The sequence below is a fragment of the Vibrio sp. L85 genome (genome assembly GCF_963871815.1).
In the GTDB taxonomy this organism is placed as follows: domain Bacteria; phylum Pseudomonadota; class Gammaproteobacteria; order Enterobacterales; family Vibrionaceae; genus Vibrio; species Vibrio harveyi.
The window spans coordinates 196,662-218,404 of sequence record NZ_CAWMYL010000243.1 but is presented as its reverse complement, the minus strand read 5'-3'; the positions used below and the strand labels follow the sequence as shown (position 1 = coordinate 218,404).

Annotated in this window: 20 protein-coding genes; 8 read left to right on the top strand and 12 right to left on the bottom strand. The window is 44.3% G+C overall.

All coding sequences use genetic code 11. The features are described 5' to 3' along the window. Positions 1-237 precede the first annotated feature (237 nt). The 3 genes from AACR11_RS23830 to AACR11_RS23820 form a co-directional block, all read right to left on the bottom strand. Positions 238-630, bottom strand: coding sequence for a GtrA family protein (locus AACR11_RS23830; RefSeq protein ID WP_029790926.1), 393 nt, complete (start codon positions 628-630; stop codon positions 238-240). Positions 631-867: 237 nt separating this feature from the next. Then, positions 868-2,337: an ArnT family glycosyltransferase gene (locus AACR11_RS23825; protein ID WP_029790924.1), complete on the bottom strand. Its 1,470-nt coding sequence runs from the start codon at positions 2,335-2,337 to the stop codon at positions 868-870. After that, on the bottom strand, positions 2,334-3,380 hold the full coding sequence (locus tag AACR11_RS23820; RefSeq protein ID WP_029790922.1) for a glycosyltransferase family 2 protein: 1,047 nt from the start codon (positions 3,378-3,380) through the stop codon (positions 2,334-2,336). Before AACR11_RS23820 ends, AACR11_RS23825 begins: the two co-directional genes overlap by 4 nt. Before the next feature lie 152 nt (positions 3,381-3,532). Between AACR11_RS23820 and AACR11_RS23815 the strand changes: the two genes are divergently transcribed. Then, a complete protein-coding gene (locus tag AACR11_RS23815; protein WP_005444974.1) occupies positions 3,533-4,210 on the top strand; it encodes a response regulator transcription factor in 678 nt (225 codons plus the stop codon). Beyond that, entirely contained in the window at positions 4,207-5,493 is a 1,287-nt protein-coding gene (locus AACR11_RS23810; RefSeq protein ID WP_029790921.1) for a sensor histidine kinase, read from the top strand. Before AACR11_RS23815 ends, AACR11_RS23810 begins: the two co-directional genes overlap by 4 nt. Positions 5,494-5,592: 99 nt before the next feature. Here the strand turns inward: AACR11_RS23810 and AACR11_RS23805 are convergent, their stop codons facing one another. Beyond that, complete coding sequence (locus tag AACR11_RS23805; RefSeq protein WP_029790920.1) at positions 5,593-6,846, bottom strand: leucine-rich repeat-containing protein kinase family protein; 1,254 nt, start codon at positions 6,844-6,846, stop codon at positions 5,593-5,595. Between the two features lie 233 nt (positions 6,847-7,079). Here AACR11_RS23805 and AACR11_RS23800 point away from each other — a divergent pair, with 233 nt between their 5' ends. Continuing rightward, complete coding sequence (locus AACR11_RS23800; protein ID WP_005444968.1) at positions 7,080-7,976, top strand: 1-aminocyclopropane-1-carboxylate deaminase/D-cysteine desulfhydrase; 897 nt, start codon at positions 7,080-7,082, stop codon at positions 7,974-7,976. Between the two features lie 11 nt (positions 7,977-7,987). Here AACR11_RS23800 and AACR11_RS23795 read toward each other — a convergent pair whose 3' ends face one another. Both AACR11_RS23795 and AACR11_RS23790 read right to left on the bottom strand, forming a co-directional pair. After that, entirely contained in the window at positions 7,988-8,530 is a 543-nt protein-coding gene (locus tag AACR11_RS23795) for an isochorismatase family protein (protein ID WP_009698436.1), read from the bottom strand. Positions 8,531-8,709: 179 nt separating this feature from the next. Further along, positions 8,710-9,570, bottom strand: coding sequence for a LysR family transcriptional regulator (locus tag AACR11_RS23790; RefSeq protein ID WP_005444964.1), 861 nt, complete (start codon positions 9,568-9,570; stop codon positions 8,710-8,712). Positions 9,571-9,684: 114 nt separating this feature from the next. Here AACR11_RS23790 and AACR11_RS23785 point away from each other — a divergent pair, with 114 nt between their 5' ends. Continuing rightward, positions 9,685-10,749, top strand: coding sequence for an HlyD family secretion protein (locus AACR11_RS23785; RefSeq protein WP_009698437.1), 1,065 nt, complete (start codon positions 9,685-9,687; stop codon positions 10,747-10,749). Between the two features lie 9 nt (positions 10,750-10,758). Continuing rightward, positions 10,759-11,778 (top strand): DUF2955 domain-containing protein, encoded by a 1,020-nt coding sequence (locus AACR11_RS23780; RefSeq protein ID WP_029790917.1) that lies wholly within the window; start codon positions 10,759-10,761, stop codon positions 11,776-11,778. Between the two features lie 95 nt (positions 11,779-11,873). On the opposite strand, the gene AACR11_RS23775 is transcribed toward AACR11_RS23780, so the two are convergent. Then, complete coding sequence (locus tag AACR11_RS23775; protein ID WP_029790916.1) at positions 11,874-12,347, bottom strand: MarR family winged helix-turn-helix transcriptional regulator; 474 nt, start codon at positions 12,345-12,347, stop codon at positions 11,874-11,876. A 41-nt stretch (positions 12,348-12,388) separates the two neighbouring features. After that, positions 12,389-12,580: a hypothetical protein gene (locus tag AACR11_RS23770; protein WP_005444950.1), complete on the bottom strand. Its 192-nt coding sequence runs from the start codon at positions 12,578-12,580 to the stop codon at positions 12,389-12,391. 177 nt (positions 12,581-12,757) lie between these two features. On the opposite strand from AACR11_RS23770, the gene AACR11_RS23765 reads away from it, so the two are divergent. Beyond that, the gene (locus AACR11_RS23765) at positions 12,758-13,651 is read left to right on the top strand and encodes a DMT family transporter (RefSeq protein ID WP_029790915.1); all 894 of its coding nucleotides are present in this window, start codon (positions 12,758-12,760) and stop codon (positions 13,649-13,651) included. A gap of 87 nt (positions 13,652-13,738) precedes the next feature. On the opposite strand, the gene AACR11_RS23760 is transcribed toward AACR11_RS23765, so the two are convergent. Together AACR11_RS23760 and AACR11_RS23755 are read right to left on the bottom strand one after the other, a co-directional pair. Next, positions 13,739-14,767 (bottom strand): methionine synthase, encoded by a 1,029-nt coding sequence (locus tag AACR11_RS23760; RefSeq protein WP_005444948.1) that lies wholly within the window; start codon positions 14,765-14,767, stop codon positions 13,739-13,741. Positions 14,768-14,795: 28 nt separating this feature from the next. Next, complete coding sequence (locus tag AACR11_RS23755) at positions 14,796-15,770, bottom strand: DUF1852 domain-containing protein (protein WP_005444946.1); 975 nt, start codon at positions 15,768-15,770, stop codon at positions 14,796-14,798. A gap of 378 nt (positions 15,771-16,148) precedes the next feature. Between AACR11_RS23755 and ati1 the strand changes: the two genes are divergently transcribed. Together ati1 and ati2 are read left to right on the top strand one after the other, a co-directional pair. Further along, positions 16,149-16,598 carry an Ati1 family type III secretion system chaperone gene (gene ati1 / locus AACR11_RS23750; protein ID WP_005444944.1) on the top strand — a complete coding sequence of 150 codons (450 nt, stop codon included), beginning with the start codon at positions 16,149-16,151 and terminating at the stop codon, positions 16,596-16,598. Positions 16,599-16,640: 42 nt separating this feature from the next. After that, complete coding sequence (ati2, locus tag AACR11_RS23745) at positions 16,641-18,128, top strand: T3SS effector inositol phosphatase Ati2 (protein WP_009698443.1); 1,488 nt, start codon at positions 16,641-16,643, stop codon at positions 18,126-18,128. Positions 18,129-18,279: 151 nt separating this feature from the next. Here the strand turns inward: ati2 and AACR11_RS23740 are convergent, their stop codons facing one another. Next, a complete protein-coding gene (locus AACR11_RS23740; protein WP_029790914.1) occupies positions 18,280-19,551 on the bottom strand; it encodes a membrane protein in 1,272 nt (423 codons plus the stop codon). Positions 19,552-19,779: 228 nt separating this feature from the next. Further along, positions 19,780-21,546: a hypothetical protein gene (locus AACR11_RS23735; RefSeq protein ID WP_029790912.1), complete on the bottom strand. Its 1,767-nt coding sequence runs from the start codon at positions 21,544-21,546 to the stop codon at positions 19,780-19,782. Positions 21,547-21,743: the final 197 nt, after the last annotated feature.

Sequence of the window (21,743 nt, the reverse complement as noted above, 5' to 3'; positions counted from 1 at the left end):
GATTTTATATTTAAAGGTAATGAGCTGCACAATAAATAAAGTGATTAAGTTGATAGTATAACTCTTTGTATTTACGGAACTTAAACCTTACAAAAAAGATGGCTTTTATATGAAAGTAATCAAATATTAAAGTAGAGGTATGCTTACGAGTCGATTAATCATTTCGTGATTTAGATCACATTTAATTTTCCTCATCTTTTTGTTTTCACTGCAATTATTATCTGGATAACCAAGCCATTATTCGCTCGATTGTTGGAACACCCAGTGCATACTCAGCAAGTAATTGCTCACCATACCCGCCAAAATTCCCATCACTAAAGCAATGTAAACTGTTGTCCCTTGTGTACCCAATAAGAGTGTGGTGACTTTGAAAACGGCAAAGTTTGGTAATGCGCTGATGCTTGCGCTAAGCATAAACTTTTGCCATTGGTTAAATGCTCTATCCTTTGTTGATTGCGAAAACGTCAAACATCGATTGCCCAACCATGTTGTGGTCGCAGCAACGCAAAATGCCAGCCCTCGAGCTATCATTAATTCGACCCCAGCCCATTGAAATAAAACCATAAAAATGAGGGTATCGACGATGAAGCCGACACCACCCACCATAGCAAATGTCAATAATCTACTCATCACGTTACCCTATACCCAAGTGACTTCAAGATGCAGAATTCAGAGCGTTGTCATTGATTCGAGAGCAAGGAAAACAACGCTGTGTAATAGCCAGCTCTTCCCAAGTTGTTTGACGCAGCCATTTGTTTGACTAAAAAAGCGAGTCAAAGACACGCTCCCAAAGGGCGCTCTTTGCAAATATAAGGGCCTTGGCTTGTATACTTTGTTGCCGATTCTTGATTTCGACCCACTAGACCTTTAAATCGCCGCCGCGTCTAAAAACCAAGTCGTTCTCGCTGAACCTAGCATCTCGAGGTTATTTGGGTATATAACGCAGGTATAGAGCGTGCGCTTTGACTTAGCAGTAAACTCATTAGTACAGCTCAAGGCGTTATCATGGATCAACTTGTCAACTTGTCGTTCTTTACCAATGAGGTAGAACTTATTTAGTTGATTGAGCTCTGTTACATCTTCCAGTTTTTTCGCTTGTCCTTGGCTATAAAATTGACCAGAGAACGGACGTTTCCCAATGTAAAAAACAGGTGCATTGTCGGTGATCTCTGCAAATAGAATACGATCACTTCGGCTGTCTGCTTTGCCCATGTTTAAGACCAACATAGCGATCATAAGCAGCACAGGTAACACTGCTGCCGTGCCAGTAAGCCACTTAAAGTCATATTTATCCACTAACATTGCAATCAGGATACCCAATGCTGGAACACCTGGTAGCACGTAGGCCGGCAAAATGTTCCCTGCCATAGTGAACAAAACCATTGGCGAGATCAGCCAACACATTAAGAAACTGAACAAGCCTTGATGATCCGTTTCTATTGATTTGATTGTGTGTCGGCGCTTCCACACCAGAACAGGCAACACGAGCGACCATGGCGCAGCCGATTGCAGCCAGAATAGCCAAATCATGCCACGTGGTTGGTCATGAGCAGAACCATATAGATCCCCCTCCCATCCACTTACGACAAAGCGTTTAAAGTGCTCACCAACAATGAAATAATCAATGAACCCCGGCGTCGCCATCTCCGCCATGATGTACCAAGGCAGTGCGATCGCCAACATCAACGCTAAGCCTGAAATCAATGGAAAACGCAGCCACAAGGCTTTAAAAGCACCAAAAAAGCCATGCTGAATAACCAGCCAAGGAAAGACAGCAATCCCCATGATAACAATCGCAACCGGACCTTTTGCGAGTAACCCACACGCCAGACCGAAGAACCCCAGATAGCCCCAAAGTTGGCTGTGTTTGTCTTTTCCGAGCCAACAATAATAAAAGCCAAACATAGCCATTGTCATAGCTAACGTGAGTGCCATATCCGTCATCACCGCGCCCGCTGCAATCGAGAAAATGCCACATGTTGCCAACACTAACGATGCGACAAGCGCACTAAAACCAGCACGATACGCCATGGCTGCAACAAAAATAATAGTCGCGACACCCGCTAACCAATGAGGTGCGCGCACCGCAAACTCATTTAGCCCAAATAACTCAATGCCATACGCACTCATCCAAGTAAACAGAGGTGGCTTACCCCAAAATGGCACGCCGTAATCAAATTGTGGGGTGAGCCAATTACCGGTCTCCACCATCAAACGCGCCATTTCGCCATAGCGAGCTTCTGTCGTATCCATAAGTGGATACGTAGCCAAAGAAATAAGGCGAAGTAACAACGCGAACGCCAACAACAGCCATAGGTGGGTTTTATTAATACTCATGACGACGCAGATTCTCCAAATTTAAACTTCATAGCTTGGATGGTTTGATGTTTTGCTGGTCGCTCGAAAACAGACTGGATAAGATAAAGAGGTCGTTGCTTGGTTTCGATGAAAATGCGCCCGATGTATTCACCAAGCAATCCGATAGAGAGCAATTGGACACCACCAAGTGCGAGTTGAACCACCATCATGGATGGATAGCCGGAAACTGGCTCTCCAAATACGACCGTTTTCATCACAATGAATGCGCCGTAGATAAATGCACTGAACGCAACTAACGCACCTGCAAGCGTTGCTAGGCGTAAAGGACGGATAGAAAAGGAAGTGATACCGTCCATCGCGAGTCCGATCAGCTTGAGGTAATTCCATTTGGTTTCACCGCAAAAGCGAGCATCACGTTCAAACGGCACCGTAACTTGCTTAAATCCAGGCCAAGAAAAAATGCCCTTCATATAGCGATTACGTTCTGGCAGAGCATTGATGTGTTTGACAACGTTGGCGCTTAATAAGCGAAAGTCTCCAACATTTTCCGGAACATCAAGCTTCGCCATACTGTTTAGGACTTTGTAAAAGCACGCCGCTGAAAAGCGCTTAAACCATGTCTCGCCATGGCGTTCGCTGCGCTGCATGTTGACCACGTCGTAACCTTCACGCCACTTAGATAGCATCTTTGGAATAAGCTCTGGTGGATCTTGTAGGTCGGCATCAATCACGATCACAGCTTCGCCATGACAATGCTCAAGACCGGCACTCATCGCCGATTCCTTACCAAAGTTACGGCTAAGTGCTAGACAGCGAACGTCGCTAGAAGATTGAGAAAAGTTTTGAGCAATCATTAAACTGTCGTCTTTGCTACCGTCATCGACATACACGATTTCACATCGCTCAGGTATGTCATCCAATACTGCTGTGAGACGACGATGGAATTCTGGCAAGACTTCTTGCTCGTTAAAGAATGGCACCACAACAGACAAGACTGTTTTAGGCTCAGCGTGTTGGCTCACCTTTGAAAAGGTTGCGGCGTGAATGTTGAAGGTTGACATGCTACTCTTCCACTAAATCCAATGAATGGATGCAGTCTACAAGTCACCATGTGAAAGAGATGTTGTTGACATCTTTTTCACGCCCTTAGTGCATAATGTTCTGTTAAGAAAAGTCCCTAATTTCCAAAACCTGCCAAATTGGAGAGAAATACATGAAACGCGTACTTTTGGTCGAAGACAATCGAGAAATTGCAGGCATGCTGTTCGACTATTTTGAGTGTGCGGGTATGGAACTCGATTACGCTGACAATGGCGAGCTTGGTCTGAAATTAGCGATGGAAAATACCTTCGATATTATTCTGCTTGATCTAATGCTACCTCGCATGGATGGCTTGACTGTGTGCAATAAATTACGCGAAGCAGGCAACAATACGCCTGTATTGATGCTCACCGCGCTCGACAGTCGAGACGACATGTTAAAAGGTTTCAACCACGGTGCGGATGACTATCTGACAAAACCTTTCGATCTAGACATATTGGAAGCACGCATGACCGCTTTGATTCGCCGTTATCGCGGTACGGTCGCGTCTTGCAAGTTAACCTATGGTGAAGTCTCAATCGATCAGAAAACCCGTAAAGCATATCGCCAAGATAAGCTTCTCGCCCTCAATCCGACCACTTATACAATTTTGGAAATGTTGGTGAAGAACGCACCAGATGTCGTCACTCGCGAAGACATTGCATTTCGTCTATGGCAAGAGAACGAGCCGAACAACGACGTACTGCGCAGCCATATCTACCAACTGCGAAACCAAGTTGATAAGCCGTTCGAACGACATGTGCTCATTACGGTTCCAAAAGTTGGCTTCCGCTTGGAGACAGGTGCATGATCAACCGCTTACTTGCCAGTACTCAAAGCACACAAAGTATGACAGGGCGACTCGCTCTGTTTTTTTCTTTCGTTTCTGTCGTTATCGGTATTTTCTGCTTTGCACTCATCACTGGTGCTCTTTTATGGTCAGAAGATCGTGTCGGCGAGCGCCGGATCATGATCGATAAAAAAGAGGCGATCGAACACTTTCAATCTCATCCAAATGCAGGCGTTATACAATTAGACCTCTTGACCACCGCCTACAACGACATTGCCTTAGTACCTGCCCCATTTCAGAAGTATTTAATAGGTAAAAAACATTTTTTGGATGAAGTCGGGGATGAGCCAAGTTCAAGAATGATTTATATGAGCACCTACACCAGTAAAGGTGTAGAGCATCCAGTAATCCTCGTATCCCTGATTGATGAAATCGAAATTACCACCGAAGAGTTCATCATGGTGGTTGCTATGGTGCTGTCTATCGTCGCAATCTTGGTGTTCTTGTTTGGTAGCTTGTTACTGCGGTTATCACAACGCTTGATCGAGCCTGTTAACGCCCTAAAAACGCAACTTGACCAACACCAAGGTGATCCAACCCAAACCTTTAGTGTGCCGGAAAGTTCGGCAAAAGAGTTTCAAACCTTAGCGGATGAGCTTAATGAGTATCGCCGTAAGATCAATCAAGTAATCAAGCGGGAGCAAGCTTTTGCGCGTTACGCAAGCCATGAACTACGCACACCATTGACGGTAATGAAAGGCTCAAGCAGTTTATTGGCTAGAAGCGCCAGTACGGATTTTCAAACGCGACAGGTTCATCGTATTCAAGATGCAACGCAACAAATGTCGACGATGGTGGACGCCCTACTCGGCTTAGTGCGATATGAACGCAATACAGACGACTCACCCGTACGAAGCATTAGCGAAGAAGAGCTCACACAAATTATTGCGCAAAGTCAGGCGCAAGCGGATGAGAAAGCACTCAGTTTTGATGTGCAGATAGACGGTAACCCCAAAACGCGCGCTACCAATGCGGTCTTGACCATCATTCTTGGTAACTTGATCCGAAATGGCATTGCGGCAACGCCATACGGGGCGATCCATATTGGCATGAACGAAGATACCATTTGGGTTCGTGATGAAGGGGAAGGTTTTTCCAGTATCCCTCATTCAGAAGGACATGGGCTGGGTTTAATGATTGTGGATGACCTGTGTCACCGCTACGGCTGGCAATTTGACATCGGAACTCACCCAGATGGTGGATGCGAAGCCGTTATAAATCTTGCATTGGAACATCTGACCTAGCCAAGTGCATTCCCCCCTCAGGTCAAGGCACCGACTTGGCACTGTCGTCTGATGACGACTCCTGTGCGTCGATGCCTTTCGACTCCAAGCGTTGTAGAGTTAGGCGTTGTATAGAGATGCAGCTAGCGTACTCAATCGCTGATGCTTCTCAGAGTCCACCTCAGACGCGTCACCAACAGAAAGTAAATCTTCGATAAAGCACGCCAATGCCCTCGCCTCGATTGCTCTGATGGCTGCTTGCTGCTCGTCCGATAAATATCCGTAAATGCTCGCCGCGCCAAAGTCACTAAAAATCATCTGCCCTTGCGCGTTAACCAATGTGTTGTGAGCGTATAGATCACCATGACACACCTTGTTGTCATGCAGATGATTAAACACATCTACCATCTGCTCTACAATCAGTTCAATTTGAGTCATCGTCAACTTGAACCCTTCTGGGAAGGTGTCTCTAGTACAAGTTTCAAGAGTTGGTGGCAAACCCAAGTTGTAGTAGCTGTTTGGTATCAGCTCCATCACTAGAGCAAGCTCAGTACCATCATCCACTTGCGCGATAGATTTGACCAAGTTGTCATGATGACCAGCTTGTAAACATGCTTCAAGTTCATCATGAGGGAAACCATCACTGGTGACCTCGCCCTTGAACACTTTCACCGCCACTTCACTCGGGAAGTCATATTGAGCGTCAGTCCAGTTCGCGTGAGAAATCACACCACTCGCACCTTGACCAAGAACATGGTTAAGTGAGTAACTGCTTGTGGTCAATTTAGGCACACTGTCTAGCGAAGATGGATGCTTGCAGAATGGGTTACCTGCGAAAGCCAACCACGCCAATTTAGGCAGCTTCATCAATACATCCGGGAAGTACTCTAACTGGTTCGCAGATAAACGAATCAATTCCAAGTTGACCAAGTTTTCCATGCTGTTTGGCAGTTGCTTGATGCGATTGCCCGCCAGAGCAAGCTTTCTTAGGCGCGACCTTTCACCCAGACTGTTTGGAAGAACTTCAATCTCATTGTCTGTCAGGATCAGCCAGCGTAACTGAGTTGGTAGTGACGCTTCACTTACCTCTTTAATTTTGTTGGTTTTAAACCCAACCATCTCTAGGCTTGGAAGCTTTCCCAACACCTCTGGTAAGTGCGTGAACAGGTTGTTCGAAGCAAAAATGATTTTTAGCTTGGTAAGCTTTTCTAATTCTTGTGGTAATTCAGACAGTGCATTGCCAGATAAATCTAATACTTCAAGCGTGTCTGCAAGCTCTAAAATTTCCATAGGAAACTCTGTCAGCCCTTCCGCCAACTTTAGTTGTTTAATTCCTACTAATTGTCCTGTTTTTAATTGTTCTAGAGTCTGCAAAACCAAGCCTTCTGATTGAATAGAAATAAGCGGCGTAGTTTACGTGGCTTGAGGCAGAAAGGCGAGCCATGGAATATCGTCTTATTAAAGAAACCCATTGTGCTTATGATAGAGCATCAGGAATAACCGAATCTGATGCTCTGAAACCCAGACTTTTTATCTGGGTTTAATGGCGTTACACTACGCGCCCTTTTTAACGGCAAGGTCGCGTGGTTGGACACGTCAGCAGTAGCATGAAACTCTCTGAAAGCCCGATAACTCAACATAACTTTAATGGTCACACGTTTTTTCTTAAGCGTGATGACATGCTGCATTCTCACTTTTCTGGGAACAAAGCACGTAAATTTATGGCGTTGATGGAAACACAGAACAGCGATACCAAAACGCTCATCAGCTACGGCTCAGCTCAATCCAATGCGATGTACTCTCTTGCCGCTCTGGCGCAAATCAAAGGTTGGAACTTCGAGTTCTATGTTCAACATATTCCGTCTTGGCTTAAAGACTCCCCTATCGGCAACTATCGAGGTGCGCTTGATTTAGGAATGAGCATCACCGCGATGCAAGACCTTGGTTCAACACTGCATCCAACCGAATACATCGAGCAAGTACGAGGCTTGGACGATACGACCTTGGTCGTCCCGGAAGGTGGTAAAGCGAAGATTGCCGAAGCTGGGGTAAAACAACTAGCGAGAGAGCTGCTTGATTGGACACGCCTTGAAGGCAGAAAACAGTTTGTAGTGGCGTTACCATCGGGAACCGGAACCACCGCACTGTACTTAAGTAAACACTTAAAACCTCATGGAATCGAGGTCGTGACCTGTGCTTGTGTGGGTGATGCGCACTACCTCACTGAGCAATTCAACACGCTAGAAACCGAAAATCACCCCACTATTCTCTCAGTACGCGATAAACATCATTTCGGTCGTTTATATCAAAGCGATTACGAGACGTGGAATGCGCTCTACGATCAAACCAACCTAGAATTCGATCTACTGTATGACCCTTACATGTGGCAATGCCTACAGCCGTGGTTGGCAGAGAATGAAGATAAAACGTTGATTTATATCCACCAAGGTGGGTTACTTGGCAACGAATCGATGTTGCCAAGGTATCAACGAGAATTTGAATAAACGAAGTAGCGTTACTTAATAAGCGCTAGGATAGATTTGAACTCTGGCGCTCTGCAATCTTCTACCATTTCATACAAGCACATCTCTACGCTCGTCAGGCCGACTCCGTTTGCGGTTAACTTTGCTAGTGCCAGTGCTTTGTTTGCCGCTGTTCGCGAAGAGACACAATCGGTCACAAGCTCCACTTTGAAGCCCATTTGACGCAGCGATACCGCCGTTTGATATACGCAAATATGCGCTTCGATACCACAAACTAACCACGTATCAACATTGGCGTTTTCTACTGCAAGTTTGAATGTTGGTTCTTTCACACCATCAAAAGTGTACTTTGCGATCGGCAAGTGCGCCTTATCCAACACCTCTCGGATCGGTTCTACTGTTGGTCCCAAACGTTCCGGATTTTGCTCAAGCCAAACAATCGGTAAATTCAGAGCTTTCGCGCCTTTGACTAATTTGGTGGTGCTTTCAATCAAGGCTTCACTTTCGTGCATCAAGGTTGCGAGTTTACCTTGTACATCGACAACAATAAGACCAGTTGTATTTTTCGATAGCATTCTTATCTCCTTTGCGGGCTTGAAGCGCCTTTCTTTGTTGCTCCAAGCTTTCGAACATAATCAATGTATACCCAAGTAACCTCGAAAGACGCGGCGGCGATTTAAAGATCTAGTCATTCTAAATCAAGAATCGGTATCTCTGCCGTCAAGCAAAGTGACAAAGTGACTGTCTGCTCACGCTATTTGAATTTTTCTCTAAACAAATCAATCAACGCCTTTACCTTATTGGGTAAGAACAAATTAGAAGGATAAATCAGTGTCAAATGCTGCTTAGGATGGGTAAATTCCGGCAAAACCTCCACCAGCTTGCCGTCCTCCAGCGCTGGCTTTGAATGCACCTGTGGAATAAAGGCGATGCCATTACCAGCAATTGCCATTAGACGTAGCAAATTTAAATCGTCCGATCTCACAGCGACATGAAGTTCAGGGTCTAACAAATCGGCGTTGTAGCGATTTGTTAGCAAACGGTGATGCTTTAAATCTTCCATACTTTGCAGCGGTGGATGCGCTTCAAGGTAAGCTTGAGATGCAACGAAGTGGCTACGATATGGCAACAAGCTGAATTGAACGTAACTGTCATCAGACACTTTGGCCACACTCGGTAGGAGTTGTAGATCGAACGCTTGGCGCTTGAGATCCACACTCTCTTGATGGTTTTCAATCTCAACCGACATCTCAGGATAACGCGTGGTGTACTCGTTTATAATCCAGTTAAATGCTGCCGAGCTCATCAAGGCGGATGGAATCGCGACACGCACTTTCCCCGTCAACTCTTGTTGATATTCATGCATGACATTCAAGCCTTGCTGAATATGTTCTATCGGTTGCCCAACCAATTCAAACAAACGCTTACCATGTTCGGTTAACTCTATCGTTCGTGTTGTACGGATCAATAATGGGCAGCCTAAGGCTTTCTCTAATTCCTGCAAGCGACGGCTTACTTTTGAGCGCTGCAATTGATTTGCCTGCGCTGCCGCGCTAATGCCACCGTGCACCACGGTTTGGCTAAACAAGTGAAGATCATCAAAGCTTACGTTCATTGTCCTACTTTTAGGTCGCTCATGCACTTATTGCCATTCTACTGAACTGTGACCAACTTCTCTATAATCCTTTGTCTTATTTGCTTGTTAGCCCCATAAATTCAGGTATCAGTTATGACAGCGGATCATAAATTCAAACACTGGATGCGAACACTTATTGTCCTGTTCATTGTACTATTTTTCTACATTATTATTGCCGACCGCCACGCTCCCATCACCACCGAAGGTCGAGTGCAGGGCTATGTAGTGCAAGTTGCACCTGAAGTCTCAGGAAAAGTCACCGACGTACTGATTGAAAATAACCAGTCAGTCCACCAAGGTGATGTCCTATTCAAGATTGACGATAGAAAATACAAGATTGCTCTAGAGCAAGCCGAACTGTCTCTACAATCGGCATATGAAAAAGAAGCGACCCTTTACTCTCAACGTGAAGCTGCGCAAGCAAACATTGCGCGCGCCGAAGCGACTTATAACAACGCTCATCGTGAGTACACACGATTACAAAAGCTATCTAAACAAAAGGTGATTTCACAATCCACGCTAGACAACGCTTATGCGCAAAACCAAGTCTCTCGCGCGGCACTTAAAGCTGAACAACAAAACCTGAAAGTGATTGAAGCGCAACTGGGGGATAAAAAAGGGCAAAGCACTGCGGTACGTATTGCCCAAAATGGCATTGAAAAAGCCCAGCTCGATCTTGCCAATACGGCAGTCATGGCACCAAGCGACGGCGTTGTAACGAACCTACAGTTAGAAGTGGGTACCATGGCAAACACTAATATGCCAATGCTGACATTTGTCCCAACTGGTTCTATGTGGGTTGCAGCAGATTTTCGAGAAAAATCCGTCGCAGGAGTTGATAAAAACTATCACGCAATGGTGGCGTTCGATGCCAACCCAGGCTCAGTATACGATTTCGATTTATCCAGTCGTGATTATGGTGTTGCTGCGGCACAACAAACGCCGAACGGTGCACTGACCAAAGTAGAAGTAAACAATCGTTGGGTACGTGATGCGCAGCGCACTCGCGTTAATTTGACCAGCCAAGAGGCGCTTCCTTCATCGTTATTCGTCGGTTCACGTGCCACCATTGTGCTTTACCCAGACAACAGTCCATTCTGGGAACTGATGGCACAAGCACAGATCCACCTCGCAAGCTGGTTCCACTTTATCTATTAGGTGGCAGTGATGAAGACACTACGTATTTGGTTTGGCTGCTCAATGGGATTGGCATTGAGCATGATCTTTGGTTGGTCTTACGGCTTTTTTGCCATCATGCTGCCATTGTTCGTTCTTGGACGCATGGACCACTTCAGCTTACCCTTAGTTTTGATGGTCTTCTTCTCCGCAATTTGGACCACAGTACAAGCGACCTTTATTCTTGAATACCTTCAGTTTCATCCCTTACTAATGTTTGCTGCGGTGGGCATTATGATGTTGTTTAAGTGCGTTGCAATGATGAACCCAAAGACGTATTTATTTGGCTACATGGGGTTATTGGTTGGCTCGATTGTTCTGAACTTTGCTAGCTACGATTTCATGGATATTGAAGAGTTCAACGTCAATCTTTGGGTGATCTCTTTCAGTAACATCTTCGTCTGTGCTCTCACTTATTGGTTATTCCCAGAGCCAGAGTCGAAGATCTTGCAAACAGAAATGACCACGCCAGTAAAAAGCGATATCGACTACATCAGCCAAGTTGCTATGGGTTGGGTGGTAGCAATGGCGGCATTTTTGGTGTTCCAAATAGGTGATTTGTACGACTCGCTTTCGGCGCAGGCTTCGATCCTCATCATCCTAACGCCAATGACACTGGCGGGCTCAATGGCCATGGCGAAAATCCGTATCATCGGTACAGCGCTAGGTTGTATCGCGGGTATGGCGGTGCAGTTAATCTTGGGCAGTTGGTTTGGCTACGGTCTGTTGTTTTGGCTGGCGTTTACTATTGCAATGGGACCTTTCTGCTTATGGCTAACGAAAGGTCAGGTCAAAGCAGCTATCGCCTTCTCGGCAATGTCAGCGTTATCTGTACCACTCACCACTTCCTTAGTGCCTGAACAGAAAGACGCATTCTTCTCCATCTTGTACCGTTTTAGTTCGATATTCGTAGCAGTGCTGCTGACTGCCATGGTGATGTGGGTAGTACACCACTGGATTCGCGTGATGTTATTGAAGCATCCTGAGGTGAAGAACGTGGAATTGAATTAAGCCTTGTCTGAGGCGGAAAACGAAGTATGCCGCTCATTTTACTGTGAGCGGCATTCGAGCTTTATATCCCGTAATGCTTAACTAAGGTTACGCGCTTAAGCCTGAAGTGAGCTCATCAAACTCAATAGCGATTGTCGCTGTTCATTGGGAAGTGCTGCAAATAACGTTGCCATTTCACCAAAAAACTCGGGGCCCATTGCGGCAACCAGCGCTAGCCCTTGTTTTGACAACGATATTTTAACTGAGCGCTTATCAACTAAATCATGTTTTCGGACGACAAGCTCTTTTGCTTCTAAGCGCTCCAATCGGTTTGATAGTGCGCCTGAAGATGGCAATAATGTCTGCTCTTTGAGTGCTTTTGCCGTCAGCTCATAAGGCTCGCCAGAACGGTATAATGTCGCTAAAACATCAAACTCCGACGGGTTTAATCCATGCTTCTTGCAAAAGTGGCTTCTGGTGTCAGAAAGTGAAGTACCAAACCGAACAAACAATGTCACAAGTTCAATAACATTTCCGTCCAACTCTTGGTTTATCGATAGCCACTGTTCTGCAACTTGCTTGCTCGTCATGCTCAAAATAATGAATCCGTGTAATAACGCTCTATACCATTCTACTCTTGCTGCTTATCACCACTGTGCCATACACGGCGATGCTGCTTTTTAAAAACAAGCTTTGCATCGAAGTAGAGAACTTCAAGAATAAGACCGAACGTAAATAGTACCATTACTGAAATTGCGAAAACATCTACGAAAAAGCCTATTAGGGTTTTAATCACTGCTTTTACCAAATCCAACACCTTCATCACCTCTTATTTCACTCATGCTTTTACTCCTTTCTCTTGCCTGACGTCCGCATGATCTGATTTTAGATTCAGCAGATCAGAGAAAAGATCAATTAAGGTGACTTTAACCTCATTTTGTGTTTAAGTAAATTATGTTTACTTAAACATAATTTACTTAAAACTGGATCGAGGCAACGCATGAAAATCATCTTGGCAATCTTAGCGCCCTTACTTTGGGGAACGACTTACGCCGTCGTTTCATCAGAGTTTGTGGGTTGGTCACCTTTTGCACTAGCAGTATGGAGAGCCCTACCTGCTGGCTTCATCCTATTGATTTTAAAGCCAACTATGCCCAAGTTATCAGAGCTCCCTGCTCTACTTTTAATTGGCTTCCTTAATATTGCGTTGTTTTTTGGTTTGTTATTCGCTGCAGCACTGCGACTGCCTAGTACTTTGGTTGGAGTAGGCATGATCGCTTTGCCTGTTGTGAGCTTGGCAATCATGGGGATCGCGCATCAAATCAAACCCTCCGTGATCCAATTGATGTCGGCAATGGTGCTATTGGCGTGTTCCGCTTATCTATTCTTGACCAGCCGCGCACCCATCAGCCTATCAGCGGTATTACTCTTGGTTGGTGCCATGAGTGCATTGATTGCAGGAAGTGTTGTTGCTAAACACGTGATAAAGAAAATCCATTGGTGGAAGTTACTGACATGGAAGCTCATCTTTGGCGGCATCATTTTATTGCCTCTCGCCTATTGGGATGTTTTTTCGGGGGGAATCATCGCGGTTCCTTTATTGCCAGAGAACTTAGAACAATGGCTAGCGATGGGTTGGATTGTCATCGGGTTAACCTCAGTGGCCTACGGAGCTTATGTCTATACCATCCCTTTAATTACCACTAATGAGCTCAGCTTCTTTGGCACCTTTAACCCGATTCTGGCGATGATCTTAGGCGTCACACTCATGGGAGATTCCCTGACTCACGTACAGATTAGTGTGATGACATTAATGGTCGTCTGCAACTTGATCGCCCAGTTCTTTGAATACAGGAAGAAGCTCCCTACTGAGCAGGAAGTAATCAATTATTAACCTCTGGTGTCGTTAACATTGTGCGTAAAGAAAAAACCAAGCACTCAGTCTTGGTTTTCTCTGTATCCTTAACTATCAATACAAAAATTAATCAGCAATCTCGTTGCGGATGATTTGCGCCCCTAAACTCAGTGCATTCAGCTTTGCAGTTGAAACTTCACGAGGTAAAGGTGCCATGCCACAGTTAGTACAAGGATAGAGTTTGTCGGCATCGACATACTTAAGTGCTTCTCGCAGTGTATTTGCTACTTCTTCTGGCGTTTCAATCTCGTTGGTTGCCACATCAATTGCACCAACCATCACCTTCTTGCCACGGATCAGTTCAAGTAGTTCGATAGGCACGCGCGAGTTGTGACACTCAAGCGAGATAATATCGATGTTTGATTTTTGCAGTTTTGGGAACACTTCTTCGTACTGTCGCCATTCAGTGCCTAAAGTTTTCTTCCAATCCGTGTTAGCTTTGATGCCGTAGCCATAACAAATATGCACTGCCGTTTCGCATTTTAGTCCTTCGATAGCGCGCTCTAAGCAAGCAATACCCCAGTCATTCACGTCATCAAAAAAGACATTAAATGCCGGCTCATCAAATTGGATAATGTCGACACCTGCCGCTTCAAGTTCTTTTGCTTCTTGATTAAGGATCTTGGCAAACTCCCATGCCAATTTTTCACGGCTTCCATAGTGAGCGTCGTAAAGCGTATCGATCATCGTCATTGGTCCCGGCAGCGCCCATTTGATCGGTTGTTTGGTTTGCTGGCGCAAGAACTTCGCATCTTCCACAAACACGGGTTTGGTTCGGCTTACTGGACCTACAACCGTCGGCACGCTCGCATCATAGCGGTTACGGATAGTCACAGTTTTTCGGTTCTCAAAGTCTACGCCACTAAGGTGTTCAATAAATGTCGTCACAAAGTGTTGGCGAGTTTGCTCTCCGTCACTAACAATATCGACGCCTGCCAGTTCTTGCTCTTGTAAAGAGACACGCAGCGCATCGCGTTTACCATCAATGAGTTCCTCGCCTTGCAGTTTCCATGGTGACCAAAGTGTTTCAGGCTCTGCAAGCCAAGATGGCTTAGGTAAGCTGCCTGCTGTTGAAGTCGGTAATAGTGTTTTCATCGTCATTCCCTTTCAAATTCTAAATTGATTACGCGTAAGCGGCAGACCATTGCTCAAGGATTGATTGATAAGGTTTAATGAAATGCTCCTCAGCAAATTTCCCTTGTTCAATTGCAAGCTGGCTGCGCTCTTCGCGGTCATAAACGATTTGGGTCAACGAGTGATCGAGGTTCTTCAAGTTTGGCTGGTAACACTGCCCTGCTACCGCGTTCGCATTGTAAATCTCTGGTCGATAAATCTTTTGGAACGTCTCCATGGTACTGATGGTACTGATCAGCTCTAGGTTCGAATAGTCATTCAAAAGGTCACCGAAGAAGTAGAACGCCAACGGCGCGACACTGTTTGGCGGCATAAAGTAGCGCACTTGCAAGCCCATCTTTTTGAAGTACTGCTCGGTTAGTGATGATTCATTTGGCTGGTATTCAAAACCTAGAACCGGATGCTGGTTTTCCGTGCGGCGGTACACTTTATTGTCCGATACACTCAAGCAAATCACTGGCGGCTTCTGGAAATGTTGTTGGTACGATTCTGATTTCACAAAGGCTTTAAACAGCTTGCCATGCAGTTCACCAAAACCTGCTGGGATACTGAATTTCGGCTGGTCTTTATTGTGGTCCAACAGTAAAACACTAAAGTCATAGTCACGCACATAAGAAGAGAAGTTGTTGCCCACAATCCCCTCGATACGTTCGTTGGTTTTGCGGTCAACAATGTTGGTTTTAAGCACTTCGATGGAAGGGAATGCTTCACCACTGCCTTGGATATCCATATCAACCGAGATGATTTCTAATTCCACACAATAGCGATCGCCAGTCGGGTTATCCCAATGTGCCAATGCATTAAAGCGGTTGTCGATCATTCGTAGTGCATTACGTAGGTTGTCTTGACGACTGCTTCCACGAGCCAAGTTTGCAAAGTTAGTGGTGATACGGGTGCTGTCTGACGGTTGGTAGTTCTCATCAAAACGAATGCTTTTGATAGCAAAGGTGAAATCGTTATTCATGGTGACTTGGTATCCTATTTCCTTAGATAAACGCTGACTGATTACTCGCTCTGTTCTTGGGGATGGTTTTGTTTTTTGATTATCCCAATCGTCAGTTTGCGCAGCGTTCTACCTTGAAGGATTCGGACTAAAAACAGCTGTACAGTGCCTGACACCAGAGCAGTCTGTTTTTTATACTTGCTTCATTGCGTGAAGAATATTGGTATTACTTCACGTTGAACATGAAAGAAATTCATGGCTTAGACAAAACCAGCCAACAAAGCGAATGAAAGTAATTATAAAAACTTACGTCCATACTTAATATCTTGCGATTCCCTCATCTTTATAATTCTTCTCATTCAAATAAGAACTATCAGAAAAATACAGAGAAGGAACACAATGGATATTTATCAAGAAAGTATCAGCTTTTTAGGTAACGGCGCGGATTTTGATGAAAACGGATTATTTCAGTGCGAGTTATCATCGGATACGAATAACCATGATGACGCACTTTTCTTAACCGTATTTAAGAACGAAGCCACCATTAACTTACACATGTCTCTCACCAGCCCTGTGGAGTTACCAACCCCTCTTCCAGAAAAGATTGCCATCGCGATTGGCGAACACGCACTTGAACCTTTCCGTGGTGGTTTTGGTATCGGTCTAATGCCTGATAGCCGAAGATTAACTATCTACAAGGTTATTTCTCTCTCAAACAAACCTCAAGATTATGTGCAGAACACTTTTCAGCAACTGTTAGAAAGAATGGAGCAATGGCACCATTTTATTGAGCAAGCGGATAACGCAGAGACAATCCCAGAAACACTTCCTGCTGGGATCTTTATTTAATCTCTACTGCGAATTCCCCTATTTAAAATACGAGTTTAATGTATGTCTACAATTCAAATTAATAGCCAGCATCGAGGTAATTTAGACCTCGCAGATATTCAAAATATCAAAACTAACGCCAAAGAAGGCGATACCGTTAAATTTGGTTCTGTATTTGGTAAAGAGTACAGCGTAACTAAAAATAGCGATGGTGACGTTACTCTAAAACAAAAAGAGAATCGCAGTTTTTTTAATCGTTTCTTTAGTAAAGCCGATTCTTCAAAAAACGGTGATTTAAAGCTGAATCAGATGAATCAGCAACTGCATAAAAAAGAAGGCAGCGGCAACGTTAAGGTCTTAACTTTGACCTATAACCAAGCAAACCAAAAGATGCCGGAAGACACAAAGAACTACTTCCAAAACCTGATTCAAAAAGGCGACTATGATGTAGTCTTGTTTGCGGAACAAGAGTCTAAATTGCTTGCTAACGATCTTGAGCTTGATGGTATGAACCTTCTGAGTCAAAACAAAATGAAAGTTATGACGAAAGGTCTTGGTGAAGGTGTTAGCTACACGTCAATGTCTGTTTTTGCAAAAGACGGCGTCGATATTAATGTCAAAAAAGAGTCTGAATACCGTCACGGTATCGGTGGTCGAAACATGGAATTCTTCATGGGTATCACTGGTAACAAGGGTGGCGTAAAAACGGCTTTGGAGATCAATGGTCAAGCCTTAAACGTCATTTCTGCACACTTGGACTCTAACAAAGAAGTCAAACGTGAATTCGAAGGTAACAAGTTGATGGAGGGGATCAAACCGAACGAAGAGGTTCTGATCACTGGTGACCTAAATGAGCGTGAAAAGCGTATCGCTGAAGGTTCTGACGTAATGTACGATCCTGTCGCACACGATGATACGCACCTTGCCAAGCACGGTTTTAAGTTCAAACCACTTAATAGCCACACCTACATGCAACTTGATAAGCACACTGGCAACATTAAACAGAAAGAAGGTCGCGACCGTCCTGACTTCGGTGAGCTCGATAATACCGGCTTAACCAACAAAACAGGCAACTTACAAAACCATGAAACCAGTGTTATCACTGAAGGTTTTGAGAACATCAGCGACCATAAGCCAGTACAGTCTACTTTTGAAGTAAGAGGCTTTTCTCAAAAGCTGATTGAAAACGCACAAACACATACAGCAGCAGACTTCAAAAATGAAGCAGCGTACTTAAAGCCTGGTACTGATCCGGCAAAAGCGACGTTTGATGATGTGACCTCAGCGAACCAAGCTCGTCTTGGCCTAGAAAACTTGAGTAGTGATGAACAAGCGTTTGTAAAAGAGAACTTCGCTAGCTTTATCATCGGCAAAGATGCCATCTTTAGCCAGCTAACAAGTGGCTTTATGGAAGAGATGGGTCAGCTTCACACTGCTAACCTGACCACAGGTCAACTACAGACTCAACAAATTGCATTGAGCGAGAAATACGAACAGCTAAGTGACAAAGTAAACGCTCAGTTTAACCAGCAGTTCGTTGCTAACCTTTAAGACAGACGCAACCAGAATACCTATTTGTGAATCTATCTAGATGAATAGGAATGATGAATACAAAAGGTGATCGTAAGGTCACCTTTTTGCGTTTTAGGACAGAGCCAATCCCGCCTCCCACTTCCCCGCAAGACCGATTAACTGCGACTTTCTACGGTTGAACCGGATCGAGCAATAGTGATTCACGAATCTGCTTTTCTTTGAAACTCGATAAGACAAACATCATCAGATAACCAAGACACAAAGCGACAATGATGGCGACGACATTGTGGGTAAATGCGGATATCACGTAGAACATAACAACTAAGGTCACGATACCTGACAAGCGAATAAACAAGCTGGTTTTGAAATAACCATTCGCTTTGATATACGCAAGTTGATAAGCGTTGAGCATCATGAAAATAAAGAAGATAGAAAAATGAAACAGCACTGGTACTGCACCCATATATTCCGGCGGGAAAAGCCCAGCGACAATGTTTGAACCAAACAGCAGCATCGTCGTGAAGAAAACAGCGCTGACAATAAACGACAGTTTAAACACCCAACGTCGTATCAACTGAATCTCTTGGTATTCCCCGTTACGGATTTTGACCGACAGCTCTGGCAATACGAACCGGTAGATAGGGAAAACAAACAACATGGTCATATACGTAAATACTGGGCGAACTACCACCTGAAAGTCCCCCAGCTCATCGACACTAAAGTAACGAATCGTCAGTAACACCGCGATGTAGATCATCAGAATGCTGGCACCCGCCTCAAGCGTAGCTGTAAAACTCTTCTTCACATAACCAAACATGTCCGGATCTAAACGTACCGGTTTAATTGGGAGAGTAGAAATCACTTTGCGGCGGCTGATGTACATGTACAAAGCGGTAATGAGTGAAGAAATGGTCAACCCATAAAACAATGCCGTTAGTGCGCTGTATCCAGCAACATAATAGGCGAACAAAAACAGAAGAACATTGAGTGAAGGGTCAAGCCAAGTCGTACGGTTAGTAATATCGTACAGGCGGTACATCGCGACGAGGTTCGTAAAGTACAGTTTAAGTCCAAGACCAAAGATTATCCCGACTAACTGAAGATACTCCACTCCGATACTAAGGCTGTGTTTGATATAGGGAATCACACCTCCCCAAGTAATCAAAACAACCAAAATCAGAGTGAATCGAAAGATATTAATAATATCCGTATCATTCTGAGTTTGAGAATAAGTAACGACCATAGAAGATCGAAACCCAGTCATTAGGATCATAGAAAGCGAGATGATATCAACCACACTGTGAAACAGGGCTAGGTCGGTTTTCGGCACCCAAGCAGCAAGCCAGATTTTGAATGTAAACCCGATGCCTATACTGACTAAGGTCGCCCATATTCCAGAAAGAAACGCATTCTTTACTTTGGTCACTGATTCTGACTGCATTCCAGATACTGATGTCCATTTAACTGAGATCTTTCATGTTATTGAAAGTAATTCTCATTTACAAGCAAGTTTTATATGACCAAACAAAGGTTGCAGAAATACAATCTACTTAACTTCTCAACCGTAGAAAGCCCTTCAAACAAAGGGCTGAACAGAAAACATTCGATCCATATTCCTAAACCAATCTCACTGAATCCTGCGCCTTGAGGTCACTTGGGTATATATCAATCACACATTACTGCGGATTCTTTCTTTGGCAAAGGTATAAGCGCATGCCAACTTGATTGATGTCCAGCCATGAGATTGACCCCCACTGAATTTGACCCGTAATCTCACTTGATCCCCACCATGAGACCAAGACAAGGTGTTTTGAATTAAAGAAGGAGTGTCTCGATGCACCTGAACTTTGGTAATCGAAAAGTCATGTTCTAGCACTGCATACTTGTTGTCCGCATAATAGACCACAACCACCAGCGCACTACCCAACAACGCTTTAGTGCCTTTAATAAGCTTTTGTGGCTCACTTTCTACCGCGTTAGCGAGTTGTTTACCAATATTGCCCGAGAGGCATTCCAACGTCCTACTTCGTCCTGCATCATCATTAATGAACGTTTCTTTAAGCACCTCAAGCGTGCCATTGAGCTCTTCTTGTCTGAGGTCGAAATAAGTGTTCCCCAGAATTTGCCCAATACCCGGGTTTTTACAGTTAATGGTATTGGTCGCCTTAGCAATTGCCTTCAGAGAGATAGGTTCCGTTACGTACTTATCTCCTACTCGTAGCACTAACTCAATATCGGCAGTGTTGAGGCGGTTGTCCAAATACGCATCAGGCACTAGCTCGATAGAATCGATCTTAAAGTCACCATGCTTTTCTTTCAAAAACGCGCTTAAACCATCCACTGCACCAACAGAAGTCGCTCGTATCCCTTCGAACTCTGTAGCAGTAATATCCGGTGAATATTTCGCGAACATCTCAATAAACGCATGGTTATCAAGCTGGATGACATTTGGGTTTACCTTGAGAAGCTGAGCATAAAAAATAGCTTCGGAGCACTTGCCGATTGCGTTGGAATTCGCTTTCCCACCTTCAGGTTTATGTGTAACAGACAAAGCATCGTTAAACTGCTGCAAAGATCGCGCATTACCCTGAGCGATCTTATTCTCAGCTTTAGGTGTTGCGTAGCTGGTCGCTAGCTTGATCGCAGAGTCAGGACCACTTTCAAACTTAAATCGGATCAACAGCGTAATATTGTCGGCAGTAATGCCAACGGAATTCGAGCCAACCTTGGATATGCTGACGTTTTTTATCTCGTGAACATCAATTTTAAATTCTTTAACACCCTTTAGCCTTTCGCCATCATACTGAGTAATAACATTGAAGGAGTCAGTCATAAATAAGGAGTTAAATGCCTTTTCGATGGTTTCAGAGGCTTGGTTATATTCATCCAGAAACAAGCCAAAGCATTTCTCTCTCAGCTCATAAAGAAGCTTACTGCGAAACTCTTCAAGTTCTTGCGTGAACTTAGGACAAGACTCTTTTAGTAAACGCTTCAATTCACGTTCTGTCGCCTCATTAGACACATCACCCACTATGCGATTAGCACTATCGAGTAAAAACTGACGGTAAACCTTAGCAAAGTAATCATTGAATTCACTCTGAAGGGAAGCTGATCCAAAGTATTTTGCAATAAAGCTTTTTGCTCCTAAATTCTTTGGCTGTATCACTCTTTTAGGCCTTATTTTGAACAGGTTGACACAAACAACGTCTCCATTAGCTAGATGCAATGTTAGATCAGGAGCGACATTTGAGTTGTCAGCCTCAAATTTGTTCGTGACTTGAGAGATGTTACTTTGCTGCTCAATGATAAATCGCGCAGTCCCCGAAGCAATCCCATCAGCTTTCGGAAGCGTTTTCGCCTGTAAATAGCGCTGGATTTCAGAAGTAACCGCTTGAACGTGGAGATCTCCACTTTTTCTTGGCGTTGGGTTTGGCATAAGTTTATCCGCTATGAATGTCATATCACGCTAGCATGAAACGTAGATTCGACAATGGCACATTAGCGCAATCTCAGCAACTAGAAGAGTTTATCTAACAGATTGATAAGCTTATTTAAAAACCTAGCTCACGCTTTTTTTCGCTCAATATTCAATAAAAAAGCGCATCTCAGACAAACATCCAAGTGCGCTTTCAT